28 protein-coding genes are annotated in these 18174 nt (G+C 67.0%); all 28 read left to right on the top strand.

All coding sequences use genetic code 11. The features are described from left to right. Positions 1 to 58: 58 nt before the first annotated feature. The 28 genes from rpsL to IM777_RS14030 all read left to right on the top strand — a co-directional run bounded on the left by rpsL (position 59) and on the right by IM777_RS14030 (position 18155). On the top strand, positions 59 to 427 hold the full coding sequence (gene rpsL, locus IM777_RS14165; RefSeq protein ID WP_071044913.1) for a 30S ribosomal protein S12: 369 nt from the start codon (positions 59 to 61) through the stop codon (positions 425 to 427). A gap of 5 nt (positions 428 to 432) precedes the next feature. After that, positions 433 to 903: a 30S ribosomal protein S7 gene (gene rpsG, locus IM777_RS14160; protein ID WP_050722490.1), complete on the top strand. Its 471-nt coding sequence runs from the start codon at positions 433 to 435 to the stop codon at positions 901 to 903. A 128-nt stretch (positions 904 to 1031) separates the two neighbouring features. Further along, complete coding sequence (gene fusA, locus IM777_RS14155) at positions 1032 to 3146, top strand: elongation factor G (RefSeq protein WP_071044914.1); 2115 nt, start codon at positions 1032 to 1034, stop codon at positions 3144 to 3146. Positions 3147 to 3289: 143 nt separating this feature from the next. Further along, entirely contained in the window at positions 3290 to 4483 is a 1194-nt protein-coding gene (tuf, locus tag IM777_RS14150; RefSeq protein ID WP_071044915.1) for an elongation factor Tu, read from the top strand. Positions 4484 to 5070: 587 nt separating this feature from the next. Continuing rightward, positions 5071 to 5379 (top strand): 30S ribosomal protein S10, encoded by a 309-nt coding sequence (gene rpsJ, locus IM777_RS14145; RefSeq protein WP_039403048.1) that lies wholly within the window; start codon positions 5071 to 5073, stop codon positions 5377 to 5379. Between the two features lie 10 nt (positions 5380 to 5389). After that, entirely contained in the window at positions 5390 to 6049 is a 660-nt protein-coding gene (gene rplC, locus IM777_RS14140; protein ID WP_071044916.1) for a 50S ribosomal protein L3, read from the top strand. A gap of 4 nt (positions 6050 to 6053) precedes the next feature. Then, positions 6054 to 6716 carry a 50S ribosomal protein L4 gene (gene rplD / locus IM777_RS14135; protein WP_071044917.1) on the top strand — a complete coding sequence of 221 codons (663 nt, stop codon included), beginning with the start codon at positions 6054 to 6056 and terminating at the stop codon, positions 6714 to 6716. Then, complete coding sequence (gene rplW / locus IM777_RS14130) at positions 6713 to 7033, top strand: 50S ribosomal protein L23 (protein WP_194383811.1); 321 nt, start codon at positions 6713 to 6715, stop codon at positions 7031 to 7033. Before rplD ends, rplW begins: the two co-directional genes overlap by 4 nt. A 25-nt stretch (positions 7034 to 7058) precedes the next feature. Further along, on the top strand, positions 7059 to 7898 hold the full coding sequence (gene rplB / locus IM777_RS14125; RefSeq protein ID WP_194383810.1) for a 50S ribosomal protein L2: 840 nt from the start codon (positions 7059 to 7061) through the stop codon (positions 7896 to 7898). Between the two features lie 13 nt (positions 7899 to 7911). Beyond that, positions 7912 to 8193, top strand: a complete 282-nt coding sequence (rpsS, locus tag IM777_RS14120; protein ID WP_045246805.1) for a 30S ribosomal protein S19 — start codon at positions 7912 to 7914, stop codon at positions 8191 to 8193. A gap of 26 nt (positions 8194 to 8219) precedes the next feature. Further along, positions 8220 to 8618 carry a 50S ribosomal protein L22 gene (gene rplV / locus IM777_RS14115; RefSeq protein ID WP_071044920.1) on the top strand — a complete coding sequence of 133 codons (399 nt, stop codon included), beginning with the start codon at positions 8220 to 8222 and terminating at the stop codon, positions 8616 to 8618. Further along, positions 8618 to 9364 (top strand): 30S ribosomal protein S3, encoded by a 747-nt coding sequence (gene rpsC, locus IM777_RS14110; protein ID WP_071044921.1) that lies wholly within the window; start codon positions 8618 to 8620, stop codon positions 9362 to 9364. The genes rplV and rpsC overlap by 1 nt, the downstream gene beginning before the upstream one ends. After that, the gene (gene rplP, locus IM777_RS14105; protein WP_071044922.1) at positions 9364 to 9783 is read left to right on the top strand and encodes a 50S ribosomal protein L16; all 420 of its coding nucleotides are present in this window, start codon (positions 9364 to 9366) and stop codon (positions 9781 to 9783) included. The genes rpsC and rplP overlap by 1 nt, the downstream gene beginning before the upstream one ends. Beyond that, complete coding sequence (gene rpmC / locus IM777_RS14100; protein ID WP_194383809.1) at positions 9783 to 10088, top strand: 50S ribosomal protein L29; 306 nt, start codon at positions 9783 to 9785, stop codon at positions 10086 to 10088. Before rplP ends, rpmC begins: the two co-directional genes overlap by 1 nt. After that, on the top strand, positions 10088 to 10426 hold the full coding sequence (rpsQ, locus tag IM777_RS17450; protein WP_228480829.1) for a 30S ribosomal protein S17: 339 nt from the start codon (positions 10088 to 10090) through the stop codon (positions 10424 to 10426). The genes rpmC and rpsQ overlap by 1 nt, the downstream gene beginning before the upstream one ends. Beyond that, the gene (rplN, locus tag IM777_RS14090) at positions 10423 to 10791 is read left to right on the top strand and encodes a 50S ribosomal protein L14 (RefSeq protein WP_071044924.1); all 369 of its coding nucleotides are present in this window, start codon (positions 10423 to 10425) and stop codon (positions 10789 to 10791) included. The genes rpsQ and rplN overlap by 4 nt, the downstream gene beginning before the upstream one ends. 2 nt (positions 10792 to 10793) lie before the next feature. Further along, a complete protein-coding gene (gene rplX / locus IM777_RS14085; protein WP_071044925.1) occupies positions 10794 to 11141 on the top strand; it encodes a 50S ribosomal protein L24 in 348 nt (115 codons plus the stop codon). A 2-nt stretch (positions 11142 to 11143) separates the two neighbouring features. Further along, positions 11144 to 11761: a 50S ribosomal protein L5 gene (gene rplE, locus IM777_RS14080; protein WP_228480828.1), complete on the top strand. Its 618-nt coding sequence runs from the start codon at positions 11144 to 11146 to the stop codon at positions 11759 to 11761. 97 nt (positions 11762 to 11858) lie between these two features. Beyond that, positions 11859 to 12257 carry a 30S ribosomal protein S8 gene (gene rpsH, locus IM777_RS14075; RefSeq protein WP_071044927.1) on the top strand — a complete coding sequence of 133 codons (399 nt, stop codon included), beginning with the start codon at positions 11859 to 11861 and terminating at the stop codon, positions 12255 to 12257. Positions 12258 to 12263: 6 nt separating this feature from the next. Further along, the gene (rplF, locus tag IM777_RS14070) at positions 12264 to 12800 is read left to right on the top strand and encodes a 50S ribosomal protein L6 (RefSeq protein ID WP_071044928.1); all 537 of its coding nucleotides are present in this window, start codon (positions 12264 to 12266) and stop codon (positions 12798 to 12800) included. A gap of 2 nt (positions 12801 to 12802) precedes the next feature. Continuing rightward, positions 12803 to 13162, top strand: a complete 360-nt coding sequence (rplR, locus tag IM777_RS14065; protein WP_194383808.1) for a 50S ribosomal protein L18 — start codon at positions 12803 to 12805, stop codon at positions 13160 to 13162. Further along, a complete protein-coding gene (gene rpsE, locus IM777_RS14060; RefSeq protein WP_071044930.1) occupies positions 13159 to 13845 on the top strand; it encodes a 30S ribosomal protein S5 in 687 nt (228 codons plus the stop codon). Before rplR ends, rpsE begins: the two co-directional genes overlap by 4 nt. Then, a complete protein-coding gene (rpmD, locus tag IM777_RS14055; RefSeq protein WP_023954062.1) occupies positions 13845 to 14030 on the top strand; it encodes a 50S ribosomal protein L30 in 186 nt (61 codons plus the stop codon). The genes rpsE and rpmD overlap by 1 nt, the downstream gene beginning before the upstream one ends. After that, a complete protein-coding gene (rplO, locus tag IM777_RS14050) occupies positions 14030 to 14581 on the top strand; it encodes a 50S ribosomal protein L15 (RefSeq protein WP_194383807.1) in 552 nt (183 codons plus the stop codon). Before rpmD ends, rplO begins: the two co-directional genes overlap by 1 nt. Positions 14582 to 14681: 100 nt before the next feature. Then, positions 14682 to 16004: a preprotein translocase subunit SecY gene (gene secY / locus IM777_RS14045; RefSeq protein ID WP_071044931.1), complete on the top strand. Its 1323-nt coding sequence runs from the start codon at positions 14682 to 14684 to the stop codon at positions 16002 to 16004. Continuing rightward, positions 16001 to 16606, top strand: a complete 606-nt coding sequence (locus IM777_RS14040; RefSeq protein WP_071044932.1) for an adenylate kinase — start codon at positions 16001 to 16003, stop codon at positions 16604 to 16606. Before secY ends, IM777_RS14040 begins: the two co-directional genes overlap by 4 nt. A 1-nt stretch (position 16607) precedes the next feature. Further along, complete coding sequence (gene map, locus IM777_RS14035; protein ID WP_228480827.1) at positions 16608 to 17453, top strand: type I methionyl aminopeptidase; 846 nt, start codon at positions 16608 to 16610, stop codon at positions 17451 to 17453. A gap of 15 nt (positions 17454 to 17468) precedes the next feature. Then, complete coding sequence (locus tag IM777_RS14030) at positions 17469 to 18155, top strand: DsbA family protein (RefSeq protein WP_228480826.1); 687 nt, start codon at positions 17469 to 17471, stop codon at positions 18153 to 18155. Positions 18156 to 18174 lie beyond the last annotated feature (19 nt).

Raw genomic sequence — 18174 nt, 5'->3', positions numbered from 1 at the left:
CGTGCAGCACCTGTGCGACGGCTCCGGCCCCGCGCAGCGAAACGAGAGTAGAGAGAACGTGCCAACCATTCAGCAGTTGGTTCGCAAGGGCCGCAGCCCCAAGGTCGCCAAGACCAAGGCTCCGGCGCTGAAGGCGAACCCGCAGCAGGCGGGCGTGTGCACCCGCGTGTACACCACCACACCGAAGAAGCCGAACTCGGCGATGCGCAAGGTCGCCCGTGTCAAGCTCCGCAACGGCACCGAGGTCACCGCGTACATCCCCGGTGAGGGCCACAACCTGCAGGAGCACTCGCTGGTGCTCGTGCGCGGCGGTCGTGTCAAGGACCTCCCCGGTGTGCGTTACAAGATCGTTCGCGGCGCCCTGGACACCCAGGCCGTCAAGAATCGCAAGCAGGCCCGTAGCCGCTACGGCGCGAAGAAGGGTTGAGTTAGATGCCTCGTAAGGGACCCGCCCCGAAGCGCCCCGTCGTCAACGACCCGGTCTACGGTGCACCGATCGTCAGCCAGCTGGTGAACAAGATCCTCGTCGACGGCAAGAAGTCCCTCGCCGAGTCGATCGTGTACAACGCCCTCCGCGGCGTCGAGGCCAAGAACGGCCAGGACGCGGTCGCCACGCTGAAGAAGGCCCTCGACAACGTGCGTCCGACCCTCGAGGTCAAGAGCCGCCGCGTCGGCGGGTCGACCTACCAGGTGCCGGTCGAGGTCAAGCCGCACCGCGCGAACACCCTCGCGCTGCGCTGGCTCGTCAGCTACGCCAAGGGTCGTCGTGAGAAGACGATGACCGAGCGCCTCCAGAACGAGATCCTGGATGCCTCGAACGGCCTGGGTGCCGCGGTCAAGCGTCGTGAGGACACCCACAAGATGGCCGAGTCGAACCGGGCATTCGCGCACTACCGCTGGTAACCCGCGCTCCGCGTCGCCGCGTTTCGACTCGCGGCTTCGCCGCTCGCTCAACGACCGGAACCCACGGTCGTTGAGCGAGCAGCGCGAGACGAAACGCATCCATCCGTCACTACACGTAAGGACACCCCGTGGCACAAGACGTGCTCACCGACCTCAAGAAGGTCCGCAACATCGGCATCATGGCGCACATCGATGCCGGCAAGACGACGACGACCGAGCGCATCCTGTTCTACACGGGCGTCAATCACAAGATCGGCGAGACGCACGACGGCGCTGCCACCACCGACTGGATGGAGCAGGAGCAGGAGCGCGGCATCACGATCACCTCCGCTGCGGTGACGTGCTTCTGGGAGGGCAACCAGGTCAACATCATCGACACCCCCGGGCACGTCGACTTCACGGTCGAGGTGGAGCGCTCGCTCCGCGTGCTCGACGGTGCCGTCGCCGTCTTCGACGGCAAAGAGGGCGTGGAGCCCCAGTCGGAGACCGTGTGGCGTCAGGCCGACAAGTACAACGTCCCCCGCATCTGCTTCGTCAACAAGATGGACAAGCTGGGTGCTGACTTCTACTTCACCGTCGACACGATCGTCAGCCGCCTGAAGGCGAAGCCGCTCGTGCTGCAGCTGCCCATCGGAGCCGAGAACGACTTCGTCGGCGTCGTCGACCTCATCTACAAGCGCGCCCTGGTGTGGCCCGGCGACGCCAAGGGCGACGTGACCATGGGCGCCAAGTACGAGATCGAAGAGATCCCGGCAGACATGGTCGACAAGGTCGAGGAGTACCGCGAGAAGCTGCTCGAGGCCGTCGCCGAGTCCGACGACGCGCTGCTGGAGAAGTACTTCGGCGGCGAGGAGCTCACCCCCGAGGAGATCAAGGGCGCGATCCGCAAGCTCACCATCGCCGGCGAGGCGTACCCGGTGCTCTGCGGCTCGGCGTTCAAGAACCGCGGTGTGCAGCCGATGCTCGACGCGACGGTGGACTACCTCCCCTCGCCCCTGGACGTGCCCGCCATCGAGGCGCACGACCCCAAGGACGAAGAGAAGATCATCGAGCGTCACGCCGACCGCGACGAGCCCTTCGCGGCCCTCGCGTTCAAGGTCGTCTCGCACCCCTTCTTCGGTCGCCTGACCTACATCCGCGTCTACTCGGGACACCTGGACTCCGGCTCGGCGGTCGTGAACTCGACCAAGAGCAAGAAGGAGCGCGTCGGGAAGATCTTCCAGATGCACGCCAACAAGGAGAACCCGGTCGACTCGGTCACCGCCGGTCACATCTACGCCGTGATCGGTCTGAAGGACACCACCACCGGTGACACCCTTTCGGACTCCGACAGCCAGGTCGTGCTCGAGTCGATGACCTTCCCGGAGCCCGTCATCGAGGTCGCCATCGAGCCGAAGACGAAGGCCGACCAGGAGAAGCTCTCGCTGGCCATCCAGAAGCTCGCCGAAGAGGACCCGACGTTCCGCGTCGAGCTCAACGCCGAGACCGGTCAGACCGTCATCAAGGGCATGGGCGAGCTGCACCTGGACATCCTCGTGGATCGCATGAAGCGCGAGTTCAAGGTCGAGGCGAACGTCGGAAAGCCCCAGGTGGCCTACCGCGAGACGCTCAAGAAGACCGTCGACAAGCACGACTACACCCACAAGAAGCAGACCGGTGGTTCGGGTCAATTCGCCAAGATCCAGTTCGGCCTCGCGCCCATGGAGGTCGAGGGCGACAAGATCTACGAGTTCGAGAACAAGGTCACCGGTGGTCGCATCCCCCGCGAGTACATCCCCTCGGTGGATGCGGGCTTCCAGGACGCGATGAACGTCGGTATCCTCGCCGGGTACCCGATGGTCGGTGTGAAGGCGACCCTCCTCGACGGCGCATCCCACGATGTCGACTCGTCGGAGATGGCGTTCAAGATCGCCGGTTCGATGGGCTTCAAGGAGGCCGCCCGCAAGGCCGGCCCCGTGATCCTCGAGCCGGTCATGGCCGTCGAGGTGCGTACTCCGGAGGAGTACATGGGCGACGTCATCGGCGACCTGAACTCGCGTCGTGGACAGATCCAGTCGATGGAAGACGCCGCCGGCGTCAAGGTGGTGCGCGCGAGCGTGCCGCTGTCGGAGATGTTCGGATACATCGGCGACCTGCGCTCGAAGACCTCGGGCCGCGCCGTGTACTCGATGGAGTTCGAGAGCTACGCCGAGGTTCCCAAGGCCGTGGCCGAGGAGATCATCCAGAAGAACAAGGGCGAGTAGCCCTGCTTCCGGGGCCGTCACGGCGGCCCCGGAAGCTCGCAAACTGAATACAGACCCGTCTATTAGACTGACAACCATCCCCGTAGACGACCGGTCGCAATCCAGCGCCCGGAAGATCTACACGACGTCCTGAGGAGGACCCAGTGGCTAAGGCCAAGTTCGAGCGGACCAAGCCGCACGTGAACATCGGAACGATCGGTCACGTCGACCACGGCAAGACCACGCTCACCGCGGCGATCTCGAAGACGCTCGCCGACAAGTACCCGTCGGCCACCAACGTGCAGCGCGACTTCGCGTCGATCGACTCGGCGCCCGAGGAGCGCCAGCGCGGCATCACGATCAACATCTCGCACGTCGAGTACGAAACCCCGAAGCGCCACTACGCTCACGTGGACGCCCCGGGTCACGCCGACTACATCAAGAACATGATCACCGGTGCCGCCCAGATGGACGGCGCGATCCTCGTGGTCGCCGCCACCGACGGCCCGATGGCCCAGACGCGCGAGCACGTGCTGCTGGCCAAGCAGGTCGGCGTGCCCTACCTGGTGGTCGCGCTCAACAAGGCCGACATGGTCGACGACGAGGAGATCCTGGAGCTCGTCGAGCTCGAGGTCCGCGAGCTCCTGTCGAGCCAGGACTTCGACGGTGACAACGCCCCCGTGGTGCAGGTCTCCGGTCTGAAGGCGCTCGAGGGCGACGACAAGTGGGTCCAGTCGGTCCTCGACCTCATGGAGGCCGTCGACGAGAACGTGCCCGACCCGGTGCGCGACAAGGACAAGCCGTTCCTGATGCCGATCGAGGACGTCTTCACGATCACCGGTCGTGGAACCGTCGTCACCGGCCGTGCCGAGCGCGGCACCCTGGCCATCAACTCCGAGGTCGAGATCGTGGGTCTGCGCCCGACGCAGAAGACGATCGTCACCGGTATCGAGATGTTCCACAAGCAGCTCGACGAGGCCTGGGCCGGCGAGAACTGTGGTCTGCTCCTGCGCGGCACCAAGCGTGACGACGTCGAGCGCGGCCAGGTCGTCGTGAAGCCCGGTTCGGTCACCCCGCACACGAACTTCGAGGGCACCGCCTACATCCTCTCCAAGGACGAGGGTGGGCGTCACAACCCGTTCTTCACGAACTACCGCCCGCAGTTCTACTTCCGCACCACCGACGTCACCGGCGTCATCACGCTGCCCGAGGGCACCGAGATGGTCATGCCCGGCGACACCACCGACATGACGGTCGAGCTCATCCAGCCGATCGCCATGGAGGAAGGCCTCGGCTACGCCATCCGCGAGGGTGGCCGCACCGTCGGTGCCGGCACCGTCACCAAGATCCTGAAGTGAGCCGTGCCGGGTCAATGCGCGCATAGCGCGCGTTGACGCGGCGGCGGCTCAGATCGAGTAGCCGCCGTCAGGCGGCGTATCGAGATCTCCTCGCGAGATCTCCACTCGAGATCCACGAAGCCCCCGGGGGAAACCTCGGGGGCTTCGTCGTGTCCGTACCGGCGCTCTCCGGCGTGTCGTTCCTGGGAGTCGACCCAGCGCGACACGCCCGGGTTTGCGTGGGATGTCGACCCGCGGCTAAGCTAGTCAGGTTCCACATTCCGGCGTGCGCTTCTGTGCGCCGCCGGATCACTGCCAGGGCAGTGCATAGGCGGGGCGTCGAACTCTTCGAGCCAGACGCGCGAGGACCTAGGCCGCGGGCAGCAGAACGCCACACCGACACCTCCTCGAACGGGATGCACTCCCGTGCGTGCGAGTGCCGGCCGGACACCCGATGTCCGGATTGACATCAGAACAGCGGTGCAGCAGAACCCGCGAGAGCGGGACGAAAGTGCCAGGGCGCGAAAGCGCCGTGTGCGTCCGATGCCTGCGCTGTGCCCCGCAAGGGGAACACCGCGGTAAGACGCGAGAAAGAGAGTGAGCAGACAATGGCGGGACAGAAGATCCGCATTCGCCTGAAGTCGTACGACCACGCAGGTCTCGACTCCTCGGCGCGCAAGATCGTCGACACCGTGACCCGTGCGGGCGCGACGGTCGTGGGCCCGGTGCCCCTCCCGACCGAGAAGAACGTCGTGTGCGTCATCCGGTCGCCCCACAAGTACAAGGACAGCCGCGAGCACTTCGAGATGCGCACCCACAAGCGTCTGATCGACATCGTCGACCCGACGCCCAAGGCCGTCGACTCGCTGATGCGCCTCGACCTGCCGGCCGACGTCAACATCGAGATCAAGCTCTGAGGTCCGATCCATGGCTGACATCAACACCAAGGTTTCCAAGGGCCTGCTGGGCACCAAGCTCGGCATGACCCAGGTCTGGGACGCGGACGGCAAGCTCGTCCCCGTCACCGTCATCGAGGTGGCCCCCAACGTGGTCACCCAGGTCCGCTCGGTCGAGAAGGACGGCTACAGCGCCGTCCAGATCGCCGCGGGCCAGATCGATCCCCGCAAGGTCAACCAGCCCCTCACGGCCCACTTCGAGGCCGCGGGCGTGACCCCGCGTCGCCACCTGACCGAGATCCGCACCGCGGACGCCGCTGACTACTCACTCGGTCAGGAGCTCACGGTGGACGGCGTCTTCGCGTCGGGCCAGCTGGTCGACGTCGTCGGCACCAGCAAGGGCAAGGGCACCGCGGGTGTCATGAAGCGCCACAACTTCAAGGGCGTCTCCGCTTCGCACGGTGCGCACCGCAACCACCGCAAGCCCGGTTCGATCGGCGCCTCGGCGACCCCGAGCCGCGTCTTCAAGGGCATGCGCATGGCCGGCCGCATGGGCGGCGAGCGCGTGACCGTCCTCAACCTCACGGTGCACGCCGTCGACGCCGAGAAGGGCCTGCTGCTCGTCAAGGGCGCCGTCCCCGGCGCGCGTGGCCGCACCGTCTACGTCCGCAACGCAGTGAAGGGTGCCTGATCTCATGGCCGACTCGACTCTCGCGCTCGACGTCCGCAGCGCCGACGGCAAGAACGCCGGTTCGGTTGAGCTTCCCGCCGCGCTGTTCGACGTCAAGACGAACATCCCGCTGATCCACCAGGTCGTCGTCGCGCAGCGCGCGGCGGCTCGCCAGGGCACCCACTCGACCAAGCGTCGCGGTGAGGTCTCCGGCGCCGGCCGCAAGCCCTTCAAGCAGAAGGGCACCGGTAACGCCCGCCAGGGTTCGATCCGTGCGCCGCACATGACCGGTGGTGGCATCGTCCACGGGCCGAAGCCGCGCGACTACGCGCAGCGCACCCCCAAGAAGATGATCGCCGCCGCCCTCCTCGGCGCCCTGAGCGACCGTGCCCGCGGCGAGCGTCTCCACATCGTGGAGGCCTTCGGCACCGAGAACGGCCCGTCGGCCAAGGCCGCCGCGTCGGTCCTCACCGGCCTCGGCGCCACCAAGAACGTGCTCGTGGTCGTGGACCGCGACGACGAGCGCAGCATCCTGAGCGTGCGCAACCTCGCGTTCGTCCACGTGCTGTCGTTCGACCAGCTGAACGCCTACGACGTGCTCGTCTCCGACGACATCGTCTTCACCAAGGCCGCCTACGACGCCTTCGTCGCGTCCAAGAGCGCCGCCACAGAGGAGGTCTCGGCATGACCACGGAGAACGTCCTGCAGACGGCATCCAACAAGGACCCGCGCGACATCATCCTGAAGCCGGTCGTCTCGGAGAAGAGCTACGGGCTCATCGACGAGGGCAAGTACACCTTCCTGGTGGACCCCCGCGCCTCGAAGACCGAGATCAAGGCCGCGATCGAGAAGATCTTCGGCGTGAAGGTCGCTGGCGTCAACACGATCAACCGCGTCGGCAAGGCCCGTCGCACCCGCTTCGGCACCGGCAAGCGCAAGGACACCAAGCGCGCCATCGTCACGCTGAAGTCGGGTTCCATCGACATCTTCACGGCAGTCAACTGACGGTCGGGTAAGGGACGAGAGAATCATGGCTATTCGCAAGTACAAGCCGACGACCCCCGGTCGCCGCGGCTCGTCGGTGGCCGACTTCGCGGAGATCACCCGATCGACGCCCGAGAAGTCGCTGCTCCGTCCGCTGGCCAAGACCGGTGGACGCAACAACCAGGGCCGCATCACCACCCGCCACATCGGCGGTGGGCACAAGCGCCAGTACCGCGTGATCGACTTCCGTCGCAACGACAAGGACGGCATCGACGCGAAGGTCGCTCACATCGAGTACGACCCCAACCGCACCGCGCGCATCGCACTGCTGCACTTCGCCGACGGTGAGAAGCGCTACATCCTGGCGCCCGCCAAGCTCAAGCAGGGCGACATCGTCGAGTCGGGTGCCGGCGCGGACATCAAGCCGGGCAACAACCTGCCGCTGCGCAACATCCCCACCGGTACGGTGATCCACGCGATCGAGCTCCGTCCCGGCGGCGGCGCGAAGATGGCACGCTCGGCCGGCGCCTCGGTGCGTCTGGTCGCCAAGGACGGCCCGTACGCGCAGCTGCGTCTGCCCTCGGGCGAGATCCGCAACGTCGACGCGCGCTGCCGCGCCACCATCGGCGAGGTCGGCAACGCCGAGCAGTCGAACATCAACTGGGGCAAGGCCGGCCGCAAGCGCTGGAAGGGCGTCCGCCCGACCGTCCGCGGTGTCGCGATGAACCCGGTCGACCACCCGCACGGTGGTGGTGAGGGCAAGACCTCCGGTGGTCGCAACCCCGTCAGCCCGTGGGGCCAGCCGGAGGGTCGCACCCGCCACCCCAACAAGGAAAGCGACAAGTACATCGTCCGTCGTCGCACCGCCGGCAAGAAGCGCAAGTAGGTAGGAACAGAAGATGCCACGCAGTCTCAAGAAGGGCCCCTTCGTCGACGAGCACCTGCTTCGCAAGGTCGTGTCGCAGAACGAGGCGGGTTCGAAGAACGTCATCAAGACCTGGTCGCGTCGCTCGATGATCATCCCGGCCATGCTGGGCCACACGATCGCCGTGCACGACGGTCGCAAGCACATCCCCGTGTTCGTGACCGAGACCATGGTCGGCCACAAGCTGGGCGAGTTCGCGCCCACCCGCACCTTCCGCGGCCACGAGAAGGACGACAAGAAGGGCCGCCGCCGCTGACGCGGGGGCGCTGAGAGGAGAGAGAAATGGTGGAGTCCATCGCCCGCGTGCGACACATCCGCGTGACCCCTCAGAAGGCTCGTCGTGTCGTTGCCCTCATCAAGGGCAAGCAGGCCGAGGAGGCCCTGGCCATCCTCAAGTTCGCGCCGCAGGGTGCGAGCGAGCCGATCTACAAGCTCGTCGCCTCGGCGATCGCGAACGCTCGCGTGAAGGCCGACAAGGACGGCGAGTACCTGGATGACCAGGACCTGTACGTGAAGAACGCGTACGTGGACGAGGGCACGACGCTCAAGCGTTTCCAGCCCCGTGCCCAGGGTCGCGCATTCCAGATCAAGAAGCGCACGAGCCACATCACGGTCGTGCTGTCGACGCCCGAGGTCGCCGAGACCGCGCCGGCTGCCAACTCGAAGAAGGCGAGCAAGTAATGGGACAGAAAGTCAACCCGTACGGCTTCCGCCTCGGCATCACCACCGACCACGTGTCGCGGTGGTTCTCCGACTCGACGAAGCCCGGCCAGCGCTACGCCGACTACGTCGCCGAGGACATCAAGATCCGTCAGCTGCTGCAGAAGCAGCTCGACCGTGCCGGCGTGAGCAACATCGAGATCGAGCGCACGCGTGACCGCGTCCGCGTCGACATCCACACCGCCCGTCCGGGCATCGTGATCGGCCGCCGCGGCGCCGAGGCCGAGCGCATCCGCGGCGACCTCGAGAAGCTCACCGGCAAGCAGATCCAGCTGAACATCCTCGAGGTGAAGAACCCCGAGACCGACGCTCAGCTGGTCGCCCAGGGCATCGCCGAGCAGCTTGCCGCTCGCGTGGCCTTCCGCCGCGCGATGCGCAAGGGCCTGCAGGGCGCGCAGCGCGCCGGCGCCAAGGGTGTCCGCATCCAGGTGTCGGGCCGCCTCGGCGGCGCCGAGATGAGCCGCTCCGAGTTCTACCGCGAAGGCCGTGTGCCGCTGCACACCCTCCGCGCGAACATCGACTACGGCTTCTACGAGGCCAAGACCACCTTCGGCCGCATCGGCGTGAAGGTCTGGATCTACAAGGGCGATCTCACCAACAAGGAACTGGCGCGCGAGCAGGCGGCTCAGAAGCCGTCGCGCGAGCGCGGTGACCGCCGCCGTGGCCCCCGCAGCGAGGCCCCGGTCGCAGAAGGAGCGTCGGCGTAATGCTCATCCCCCGCAAGGTCAAGTACCGCAAGCAGCACCACCCCAAGCGCGGTGGCCAGGCCACCGGTGGCACCAAGGTGTCGTTCGGTGAGTTCGGCATCCAGGCGCTGACCCCCGCCTACGTGACCAACCGTCAGATCGAGTCCGCTCGTATCGCCATGACGCGTCACATCAAGCGTGGCGGAAAGGTGTGGATCAACATCTACCCCGACCGACCGCTGACCAAGAAGCCCGCCGAGACCCGCATGGGTTCCGGTAAGGGTTCGCCGGAATGGTGGGTCGCAAACGTCAAGCCGGGCCGGGTCCTCTTCGAGGTCTCGGGCGTCAACGAGGAACTCGCTCGTGAGGCGCTGACCCGCGCAATCCACAAGCTGCCCCTGAAGGCACGCATCATCAAGCGCGAGGAGGGCGACGCGTAATGGCGATCGGCACCAAGACGCTCGCGACCAGCGAGCTGGACACGTTCGAAGACCAGCGCCTCGTCGAGGAGCTGCGCAAGGCCAAGGAAGAGCTGTTCAACCTGCGCTTCCAGTCGGCCACCGGGCAGCTGGAGAGCCACGGCCGCATCCGTGCGGTCAAGCGCGACATCGCGCGGCTCTACACCGTGATCCGCGAGCGCGAGCTCGGCATCCGTGCCACGCCCGCGCCGGTGGAGACGAAGGCGAAGAAGAGCAAGGCCAAGAAGGCGGACGCCGCCGAGGCCGCGAAGGAAGAGGCTGAGTGATGGCCACCACGAAGAAGGCAGCTGCCGAGGCCGCGGAGCAGGTTCCCGGCCACGAGCACGCCGAGCACGACGTGCGTGACGCCGACGCCCGCGGGTACCGCAAGGCCCGCCGCGGCTACGTCGTCAGCGACAAGATGGACAAGACCATCGTCGTCGAGGTCGAGGACCGCGTGAAGCACCCGCTCTACGGCAAGGTCATGCGCCGCACCTCGAAGGTGAAGGCGCACGATGAGGCCAACACCGCCGGCATCGGTGATCTCGTCGTCATCAACGAGACCCGTCCGCTGAGCGCGACCAAGCGCTGGCGTCTCGTCGAGATCCTGGAGAAGGCAAAGTGATTCAGAACGAGTCCCGGCTGAAGGTCGCCGACAACACCGGCGCCAAGGAGCTGCTGACCATCCGCGTCCTCGGTGGCTCGAACCGCCGCTACGCGGGCCTCGGCGACACCATCGTCGCCACGGTCAAGGACGCCATCCCCGGCGGAAACGTCAAGAAGGGTGATGTCGTCAAGGCCGTCGTCGTCCGCACCGTCAAGCACACCCGTCGTCCCGACGGGTCGTACATCAAGTTCGACGAGAACGCCGCCGTCATCCTGAAGAACGACGGGGAGCCCCGCGGCACCCGCATCTTCGGACCGGTCGGCCGTGAGCTTCGCGACAAGAAGTTCATGAAGATCGTCTCGCTCGCCCCGGAGGTCATCTGATCATGGCGAACATCAAGAAGGGCGACCTGGTTCAGGTCATCTCTGGTACGAAGGACAACCGCGGCAAGCAGGGCAAGGTCCTCGAGGTGCTCACCGAGCAGGACCGCGTCATCGTCGAGGGCGTGAACTTCGTCACCAAGCACACCCGCGTGGGCCAGTCCCAGCGCGGCACCAAGACGGGCGGCATCGAAACGATGGAAGCCCCGATCCACATCTCCAACGTCGCCGTCGTCGACCCCGAGACCAAGAAGCCGACCCGCGTCGGCCACCGCGTCGAGGAGCAGGTCAAGGACGGCGTGAAGCGCACGGTCCGCGTGCGCTACGCGAAGAAGTCAGGCAAGGACCTCTGAACATGAGCACCGCCATTGACGCGCAGGCTGGCCCTGCGGCCGAAGGCTCGCTTTCGGCACGTGTCCAGCCGCGCCTGAAGCAGAAGTACAACGCCGAGATCAAGAAGGCCCTGCAGGAAGAGTTCGGCTACGCGAACGTCATGCAGATCCCCGGTCTCGTGAAGGTCGTCGTGAACACCGGTGTCGGCGAGGCAGCTCGCGACAGCAAGGTGATCGATGGTGCGGTCGAGGACCTCACCAAGATCACCGGCCAGAAGCCGGTCGTCACCAAGGCCCGCAAGTCCATCGCGCAGTTCAAGCTGCGCGAGGGCCAGGCCATCGGCGCGCACGTCACCCTTCGCGGCGACCGTGCGTGGGAGTTCGTGGACCGCCTGGTCAACCTCGCGCTGCCCCGCATCCGCGACTTCCGCGGTCTGTCGGGCAAGCAGTTCGACGGCAACGGCAACTACACCTTCGGGCTCCAGGAGCAGTCGGTGTTCCACGAGATCGACCAGGACCGCATCGACCGCGTGCGCGGCTTCGACATCACGGTCGTCACCTCCGCGGGGACCGACGCCGAGGGCCGGGCGCTGCTGCGTCACCTCGGCTTCCCGTTCCGCGCGGACGACGCTCAGGCGTGACCTACCCCGTGGGCCCGGGACTTCCGGGCCCACACCCCACCACAGGTCGGCCGTCGTGTAACGGCGTACGAAACCTGGTGACAGAAAGAAGCAATCCATGACGATGACAGACCCGGTCGCAGACATGCTGACCCGTCTGCGCAACGCGAACTCGGCGCACCACGACTCCGTGTCGCTGCCGAGCTCGAAGCTCAAGACCCACATCGCCGAGATCCTCAAGCAGGAGGGCTACATCTCCGGCTGGGACGTCGAAGACGCCCGCGTCGGCCAGACCCTGACCCTCACGCTGAAGTACGGCCCCAACCGCGAGCGTTCGATCGCGGGCATCAAGCGCGTGTCCAAGCCCGGTCTGCGCGTCTACGCGAAGTCGACCGAGATCCCCACGGTGCTCGGCGGCCTCGGCGTTGCCATCCTGTCCACCTCCTCCGGTCTTCTCACCGACCGGCAGGCCGAGTCGAAGGGCGTGGGTGGGGAAGTCCTCGCCTACGTGTGGTGATCTGACATGTCGCGAATCGGACGTCTTCCCATCGACATCCCCACCGGAGTGACCGTTTCGGTCGACGGCCGCGCCGTCGCCGTCAAGGGCCCCAAGGGCGAGCTGAGCATCACCGTCGCCCGGCCCATCGAGGTCTCCGTCGAGGACAACCAGGTCGTCGTGACCCGTCCCGACGACGAGCGCGAGTCGCGGTCGCTCCACGGCCTGACCCGCACGCTCATCAACAACAACATCATCGGTGTCACCCAGGGCTACACCAAGGGCCTCGAGGTCGTCGGCACGGGCTACCGCGTGCAGCAGAAGGGCTCGAACATCGAGTTCGCCCTCGGCTTCTCCCACCCCGTGCTGGTCGAGCCGCCGGCTGGCATCACGTTCACGGTCGAAGGCAACAACAAGGTCACCGTGAGCGGCATCGACAAGCAGGCCGTCGGCGAGACGGCTGCCAACATCCGCAAGATCCGCAAGCCCGAGCCCTACAAGGGCAAGGGTGTGCGCTACGCGGGCGAGGTCGTCCGCCGCAAGGCCGGAAAGGCTGGTAAGTAAGCATGGCTGTGAAGTCGAAGAACGTCGCCCGTGCGCGTCGTCACGCCCGCCTTCGCAAGAAGATCGTCGGCACCGAGCTGCGGCCGCGTCTGGTCGTGACCCGTTCGGCACGTCACGTGTTCGTCCAGGTCGTCGACGACGCCAAGGGTCACACCGTCGCGTCGGCGTCCACGCTCGAAGCGGACATGCGCTCGTTCGACGGTGACAAGACCGCCAAGGCGCGCAAGGTCGGCGAGCTCGTCGCCGAGCGCGCGAAGGCCGCCGGTGTCGAGGAAGTCGTGTTCGACCGTGGCGGCAACCGCTACGCCGGCCGCGTCGCCGCGATCGCCGACGGTGCCCGCGAGGGAGGGCTGAACCTGTGAGTGACAACAAGGAGACCGAAGTGACCGCCACCGAGCAGGCCGCGCCCGAGCAGGCCGCCGCCGAGGCGCCGAACGAGCGCGAGCCGCGCGAAGGCCGCCGCGGCGGTCGCGAGCGCAACAACAACCGCGACCGCGGTGCGCGCGACCGGGGCGACAACCAGTTCCTCGAGCGCGTCGTCACCATCAACCGCGTCTCGAAGGTCGTCAAGGGTGGTCGTCGCTTCAGCTTCACCGCGCTCGTCGTCGTCGGCGACGGCAACGGAGTGGTCGGCGTCGGCTACGGCAAGGCCCGCGAGGTGCCCCTGGCGATCTCGAAGGGCGTCGAAGAGGCCAAGCGCAACTTCTTCCGCGTTCCCCGTTCGGCCTCGACCATCCCGCACCCGGTGCAGGGTGAGGCCGCCGCGGGCGTCGTGCTGCTGCGTCCGGCCGCCGCGGGTACCGGTGTCATCGCCGGTGGTCCGGTGCGCGCCGTGCTCGAGTGCGCCGGCATCCACGACGTGCTGTCGAAGTCGCTCGGCTCGTCGAACACGATCAACATCGTCCACGCGACTGTGGAGGCGCTGAAGCAGCTCGAGGAGCCCCGCGCGGTCGCCGCGCGTCGTGGCCTCGAGTTCGACCAGGTCGCCCCCGCCCGTCTCGTGCGTGCGGAGGCCGAGGCCACCGCTGCGAAGGCTGGTGCATGATGGCCGCACGTCTGAAGGTGACCCAGGTCAAGTCCAAGGTGAGCGAGAAGCAGAACCAGCGTGACACGCTGCGCAGCCTCGGTCTGAAGCGGATCGGCGACTCGGTCGTCCGTCCCGACGACGCGCAGACGCGCGGTTACGTCAAGACCGTCGCCCACCTCGTGAAGGTTGAGGAGATCGACTGATGGCTGAGAACGACAAGGCCGAAGCCGACAAGGCTCCGGCGAAGAAGGCGGCGACCAAGCCCGCCGCGAAGAAGTCCGCGAAGCCCGCCGAGACCGAGGCCGCTGCCTCGCGCCCCGGCGTGCTCAAGGTGCACCACCTGCGTCCGGTCCCCGGCGCCCACACCGCCAAGACCCGTGTGGGTCGCGGTGAGGGCTCGAAGGGTAAGACCGCCGGCCGTGGAACCAAGGGCACGAAGGCGCGCTACCAGGTGCGTCCCGGCTTCGAGGGTGGCCAGATGCCGCTGCACATGCGCACCCCGAAGCTGCGCGGGTTCAAGAACCCGTTCCGCGTGGAGTACCAGGTCGTGAACCTGAGCAAGCTCGCGGAGCTCTACCCCGAGGGCGGCGACGTCACCGTGAGCGACCTCGTCGCCAAGGGTGCCGTCCGCAAGAACGAGAAGGTCAAGGTGCTCGGCACCGGCGACATCTCGGTCGCCCTGACCGTCGAGGTCGACAAGGTCTCGGGTTCTGCCGAGCAGAAGATCGTCGCCGCAGGCGGTTCGATCAAGTAAGTCCCTGACGGGGGCCGGAGATCACTCCGGCCCCCGTTCGGCTACCCTGGGTAACGGCGCGCCTGTGTGCCGCCGCGCATTCCCACCTGGAGGCATCGTCTTGTTCAGCGCCATCGCGCGGGTCTTCCGCACTCCCGACCTGCGGCGGAAGATCGCGTTCACCCTCGCGATCATCGCCATCTATCGTCTGGGAGCGCACATACCGGCCCCGTTCGTGGACTTCCCGAACATCCAGGAGTGTCTCCAGATCACCGGGACGACCGAGGGTCTGCTGTCGCTGGTGAACCTGTTCTCCGGCGGCGCGCTGCTGCAGCTCTCCATCTTCGCGCTGGGCGTCATGCCCTACATCACTGCGACGATCATCGTGCAGCTGCTGCGCGTGGTCATCCCGCACTTCGAGACCCTCTACAAGGAGGGCCAGTCGGGTCAGGCCAAGCTCACGCAGTACACGCGCTACCTCACCATCGCGCTCGCGCTGCTGCAGTCCACGACCCTCGTCACCGTCGCCCGCAGCGGTCAGCTGTTCGGCGTGACCGACGTCGCCGCGTGCCAGCAGGTGCTCACCAACGACGTGTGGTGGGCTCAGCTGCTCGTCATCATCACCATGACCGCCGGCACCGGCCTGATCATGTGGTTCGCCGAGCTCGTCACCGAGCGCGGCATCGGCAACGGCATGTCGCTGCTCATCTTCACCTCGATCGCGGCGGCCTTCCCGGCATCGATGTGGGCGATCGCGACCTCGCAGGGGTTCGAGATCTTCCTGCTCGTGCTGGCCGTGGGCATCGTGGTGGTCGCGCTCGTGGTCTTCGTCGAGCAGTCGCAGCGGCGCATCCCCGTGCAGTACGCCAAGCGCATGGTGGGCCGGCGCACCTACGGCGGCACCAACACCTACATCCCGATCAAGGTGAACATGGCCGGCGTGGTGCCCGTCATCTTCGCCTCGTCGCTGCTGTACATCCCCGCGCTGATCGCGCAGTTCAACCAGCCCCAGGCCGGGCAGGAAGCCGCCCCGTGGGTGGCGTGGATCGCGCAGTACTTCACGACGGGTGACTCGCCGATCTACATGGCGACCTACTTCCTCCTCATCGTCGGGTTCACCTACTTCTACGTCGCGATCACCTTCAACCCGGTTGATGTGGCCGACAACATGAAGAAGTACGGCGGGTTCATCCCCGGCATCCGCGCGGGGCGCCCCACGGCCGAGTACCTCGACTACGTGCTCACGCGCATCACCCTGCCGGGATCGATCTACCTGGGTCTGATCGCGCTGCTGCCGCTGATCGCGCTCGCGACAGTCGGGGCGAACCAGAACTTCCCGTTCGGCGGCGCGTCGATCCTCATCATCGTCGGTGTGGGTCTCGAGACCGTGAAGCAGATCGACGCTCAGCTTCAGCAGCGTCATTACGAAGGGCTCCTCCGATGACGGATCAGACCGCTCGTCTTCTCATCGTGGGGCCCCAGGGCTCCGGCAAGGGCACGCAGGGCGTGCGCATCGCCGACGCCTTCGGGGTCCCGGCGATCTCGACCGGAGACATGTTCCGCGCGGCCGTCGCCGCCGGGTCCGACCTGGGCAACCAGGTGAAGGCGCTGATCGAAGCGGGCAACCTCGTTCCCGATGAGCTCACCAGCGCCGTCGTGGCCGAGCGCCTCGGCCAGGACGACGCGGCGAACGGATTCCTGCTCGACGGGTACCCCCGCAACCTCGGCCAGGTCGCCGACCTCGACGCGTTCCTCGCCGCGCGCGACGAGAAGATCGACGCCGTCATCGAGCTGAACGTGCCCCGCGAGGAGAGCATCTCGCGGCTGACGCAGCGTGCTCGGGAGCAGGGGCGCACCGATGACACCGAAGAGGTCATCGCCAACCGCCTCGGCATCTACGAGCGCGAGACCGCTCCGATCCTCGACGTCTACCGCGAGCGCGACGTCGTCGACACGATCGACGGCGTCGGCACGCTCGACGAGATCACCGAGCGGATCGTGGCGGCTCTCGAAGCGCGCGGTCTCGCGCGCCGCGCCCTGGCCTGACGTGTCGCCGTCGCTCCTCCCCGGTCGCCGCTCCCTCTACAAGACCCCGGCGCAGCTGCGCTCGATGATCGAGCCCGGCCGCATCACCGCCGACGCCCTGGCCGCCGTCCGGTCGCTCATCGGACCGGGCGTGACCACCGCGGAGCTGGATGCGGCCGCATCCGAGGTGATCACCTCCCGCGGGGCGAAGTCGAACTTCCAGATGGTCCGCGGATACCGTCACACCATCTGCGCCTCCGTGAACGAGCAGGTCGTCCACGGCATCCCCGGCGACCGCGTGCTGCAGCCCGGTGACATCGTGTCGGTCGACGCCGGCGCCGAGTACCGCGGCTGGAACGGGGACTCCGCCTTCACCGTGGTGCTTCCCGACCCCGACCGTCCCGAGGTCGTGGCCGCTCGCGAAGAGCTGTCGCGGGTGACGCGGGGGTCGCTGTGGGCCGGGATCGCCGCCCTGTCGACCGCGACGCACATCGGCGAGATCGGCGCCGCCATCCAGGCCTACATCGAGGCGCAGGGCGAGTACGGCATCCTGCGCGAGTACGTCGGGCATGGCATCGGTCGCAAGATGCACGAGTCGCCGTCGGTGTTCAACTACCGCGTCGCCGACCCCGGGCCGGAGGTGCGCCCGGGGCTCGTGCTCGCGATCGAGCCGATGGTCGTCGCCGGCAGCGATGTCACGTTCGTCGAAGACGACGGCTGGACGGTCTCGACGGTCGACGGCATGGCCGGTTCACATTGGGAACATAGCGTCGCCGTGCATGATGGCGGAGTCTGGGTGCTCACCGCGCCCGACGGCGGTGCGGAGGGCCTCGCGCCGTTCGGCGTCACGCCCCGAGAGATCGCATAGGAAGAGGAACACAGCATGATGGCAGCGAACGCGAAGCAGACGAACTGGTTCGCCGTCTGGGTCAGTGTCGTGGTCGTCGCGGTGCTGGTCGTCGTGACCGTGCTGGTGGTGTGGATGAACAACGCCGCCACCGATCCCGGTGAGCCCCCGCAGGGCTCCGGCATCGACCAGGAGACCGGTGCGGTCGTCGTCGGTGACGGCGAGCAGTCGATGGACACGTACATCGACTTCATGTGTCCCATCTGCGGTCAGTTCGAAGAGGCCTACGGCGACGCCATCCTCGAGCTCGTGGACGACGGCACGATCACGCTCAACATCCACCCCATCTCGATCCTCGACCGCTATTCGCAGGGAACCGAGTACTCGACGCGTGCGGCGAACGCGATGTACTGCGTCGCCGAGGCGGACCCCGACGCGGCCGTGCCGTTCATGCAGGCGATGTTCGCGGGACAGCCGACCGAGAACACCGAGGGCCTGACCGACGAGGAGATCCTCGCGATGGCCGAGGGTGCCGGCGTCACCGGCATCGACACGTGCGTCACCGAGGGCGAGTACAGCGACTACGTCACCGCGATGACGCAGGAGACCCCGATCCAGCCCGGCAACTCCGGCATCGCAACCCCGACGATCGAGGTCAACGGCGAGGTCATCGCCAACTCCGAGCTTCCCGAGCCCGACAACCTGGCCTCCCTCTTCACCTGACCCGCGCATCCCGCCCCGC

The sequence above is a fragment of the Microbacterium luteum genome, assembly GCF_015277875.1.
Classification (GTDB): Bacteria; Actinomycetota; Actinomycetes; order Actinomycetales; family Microbacteriaceae; genus Microbacterium; species Microbacterium luteum.
This window is presented reverse-complemented; position numbering and strand designations above follow the sequence as displayed.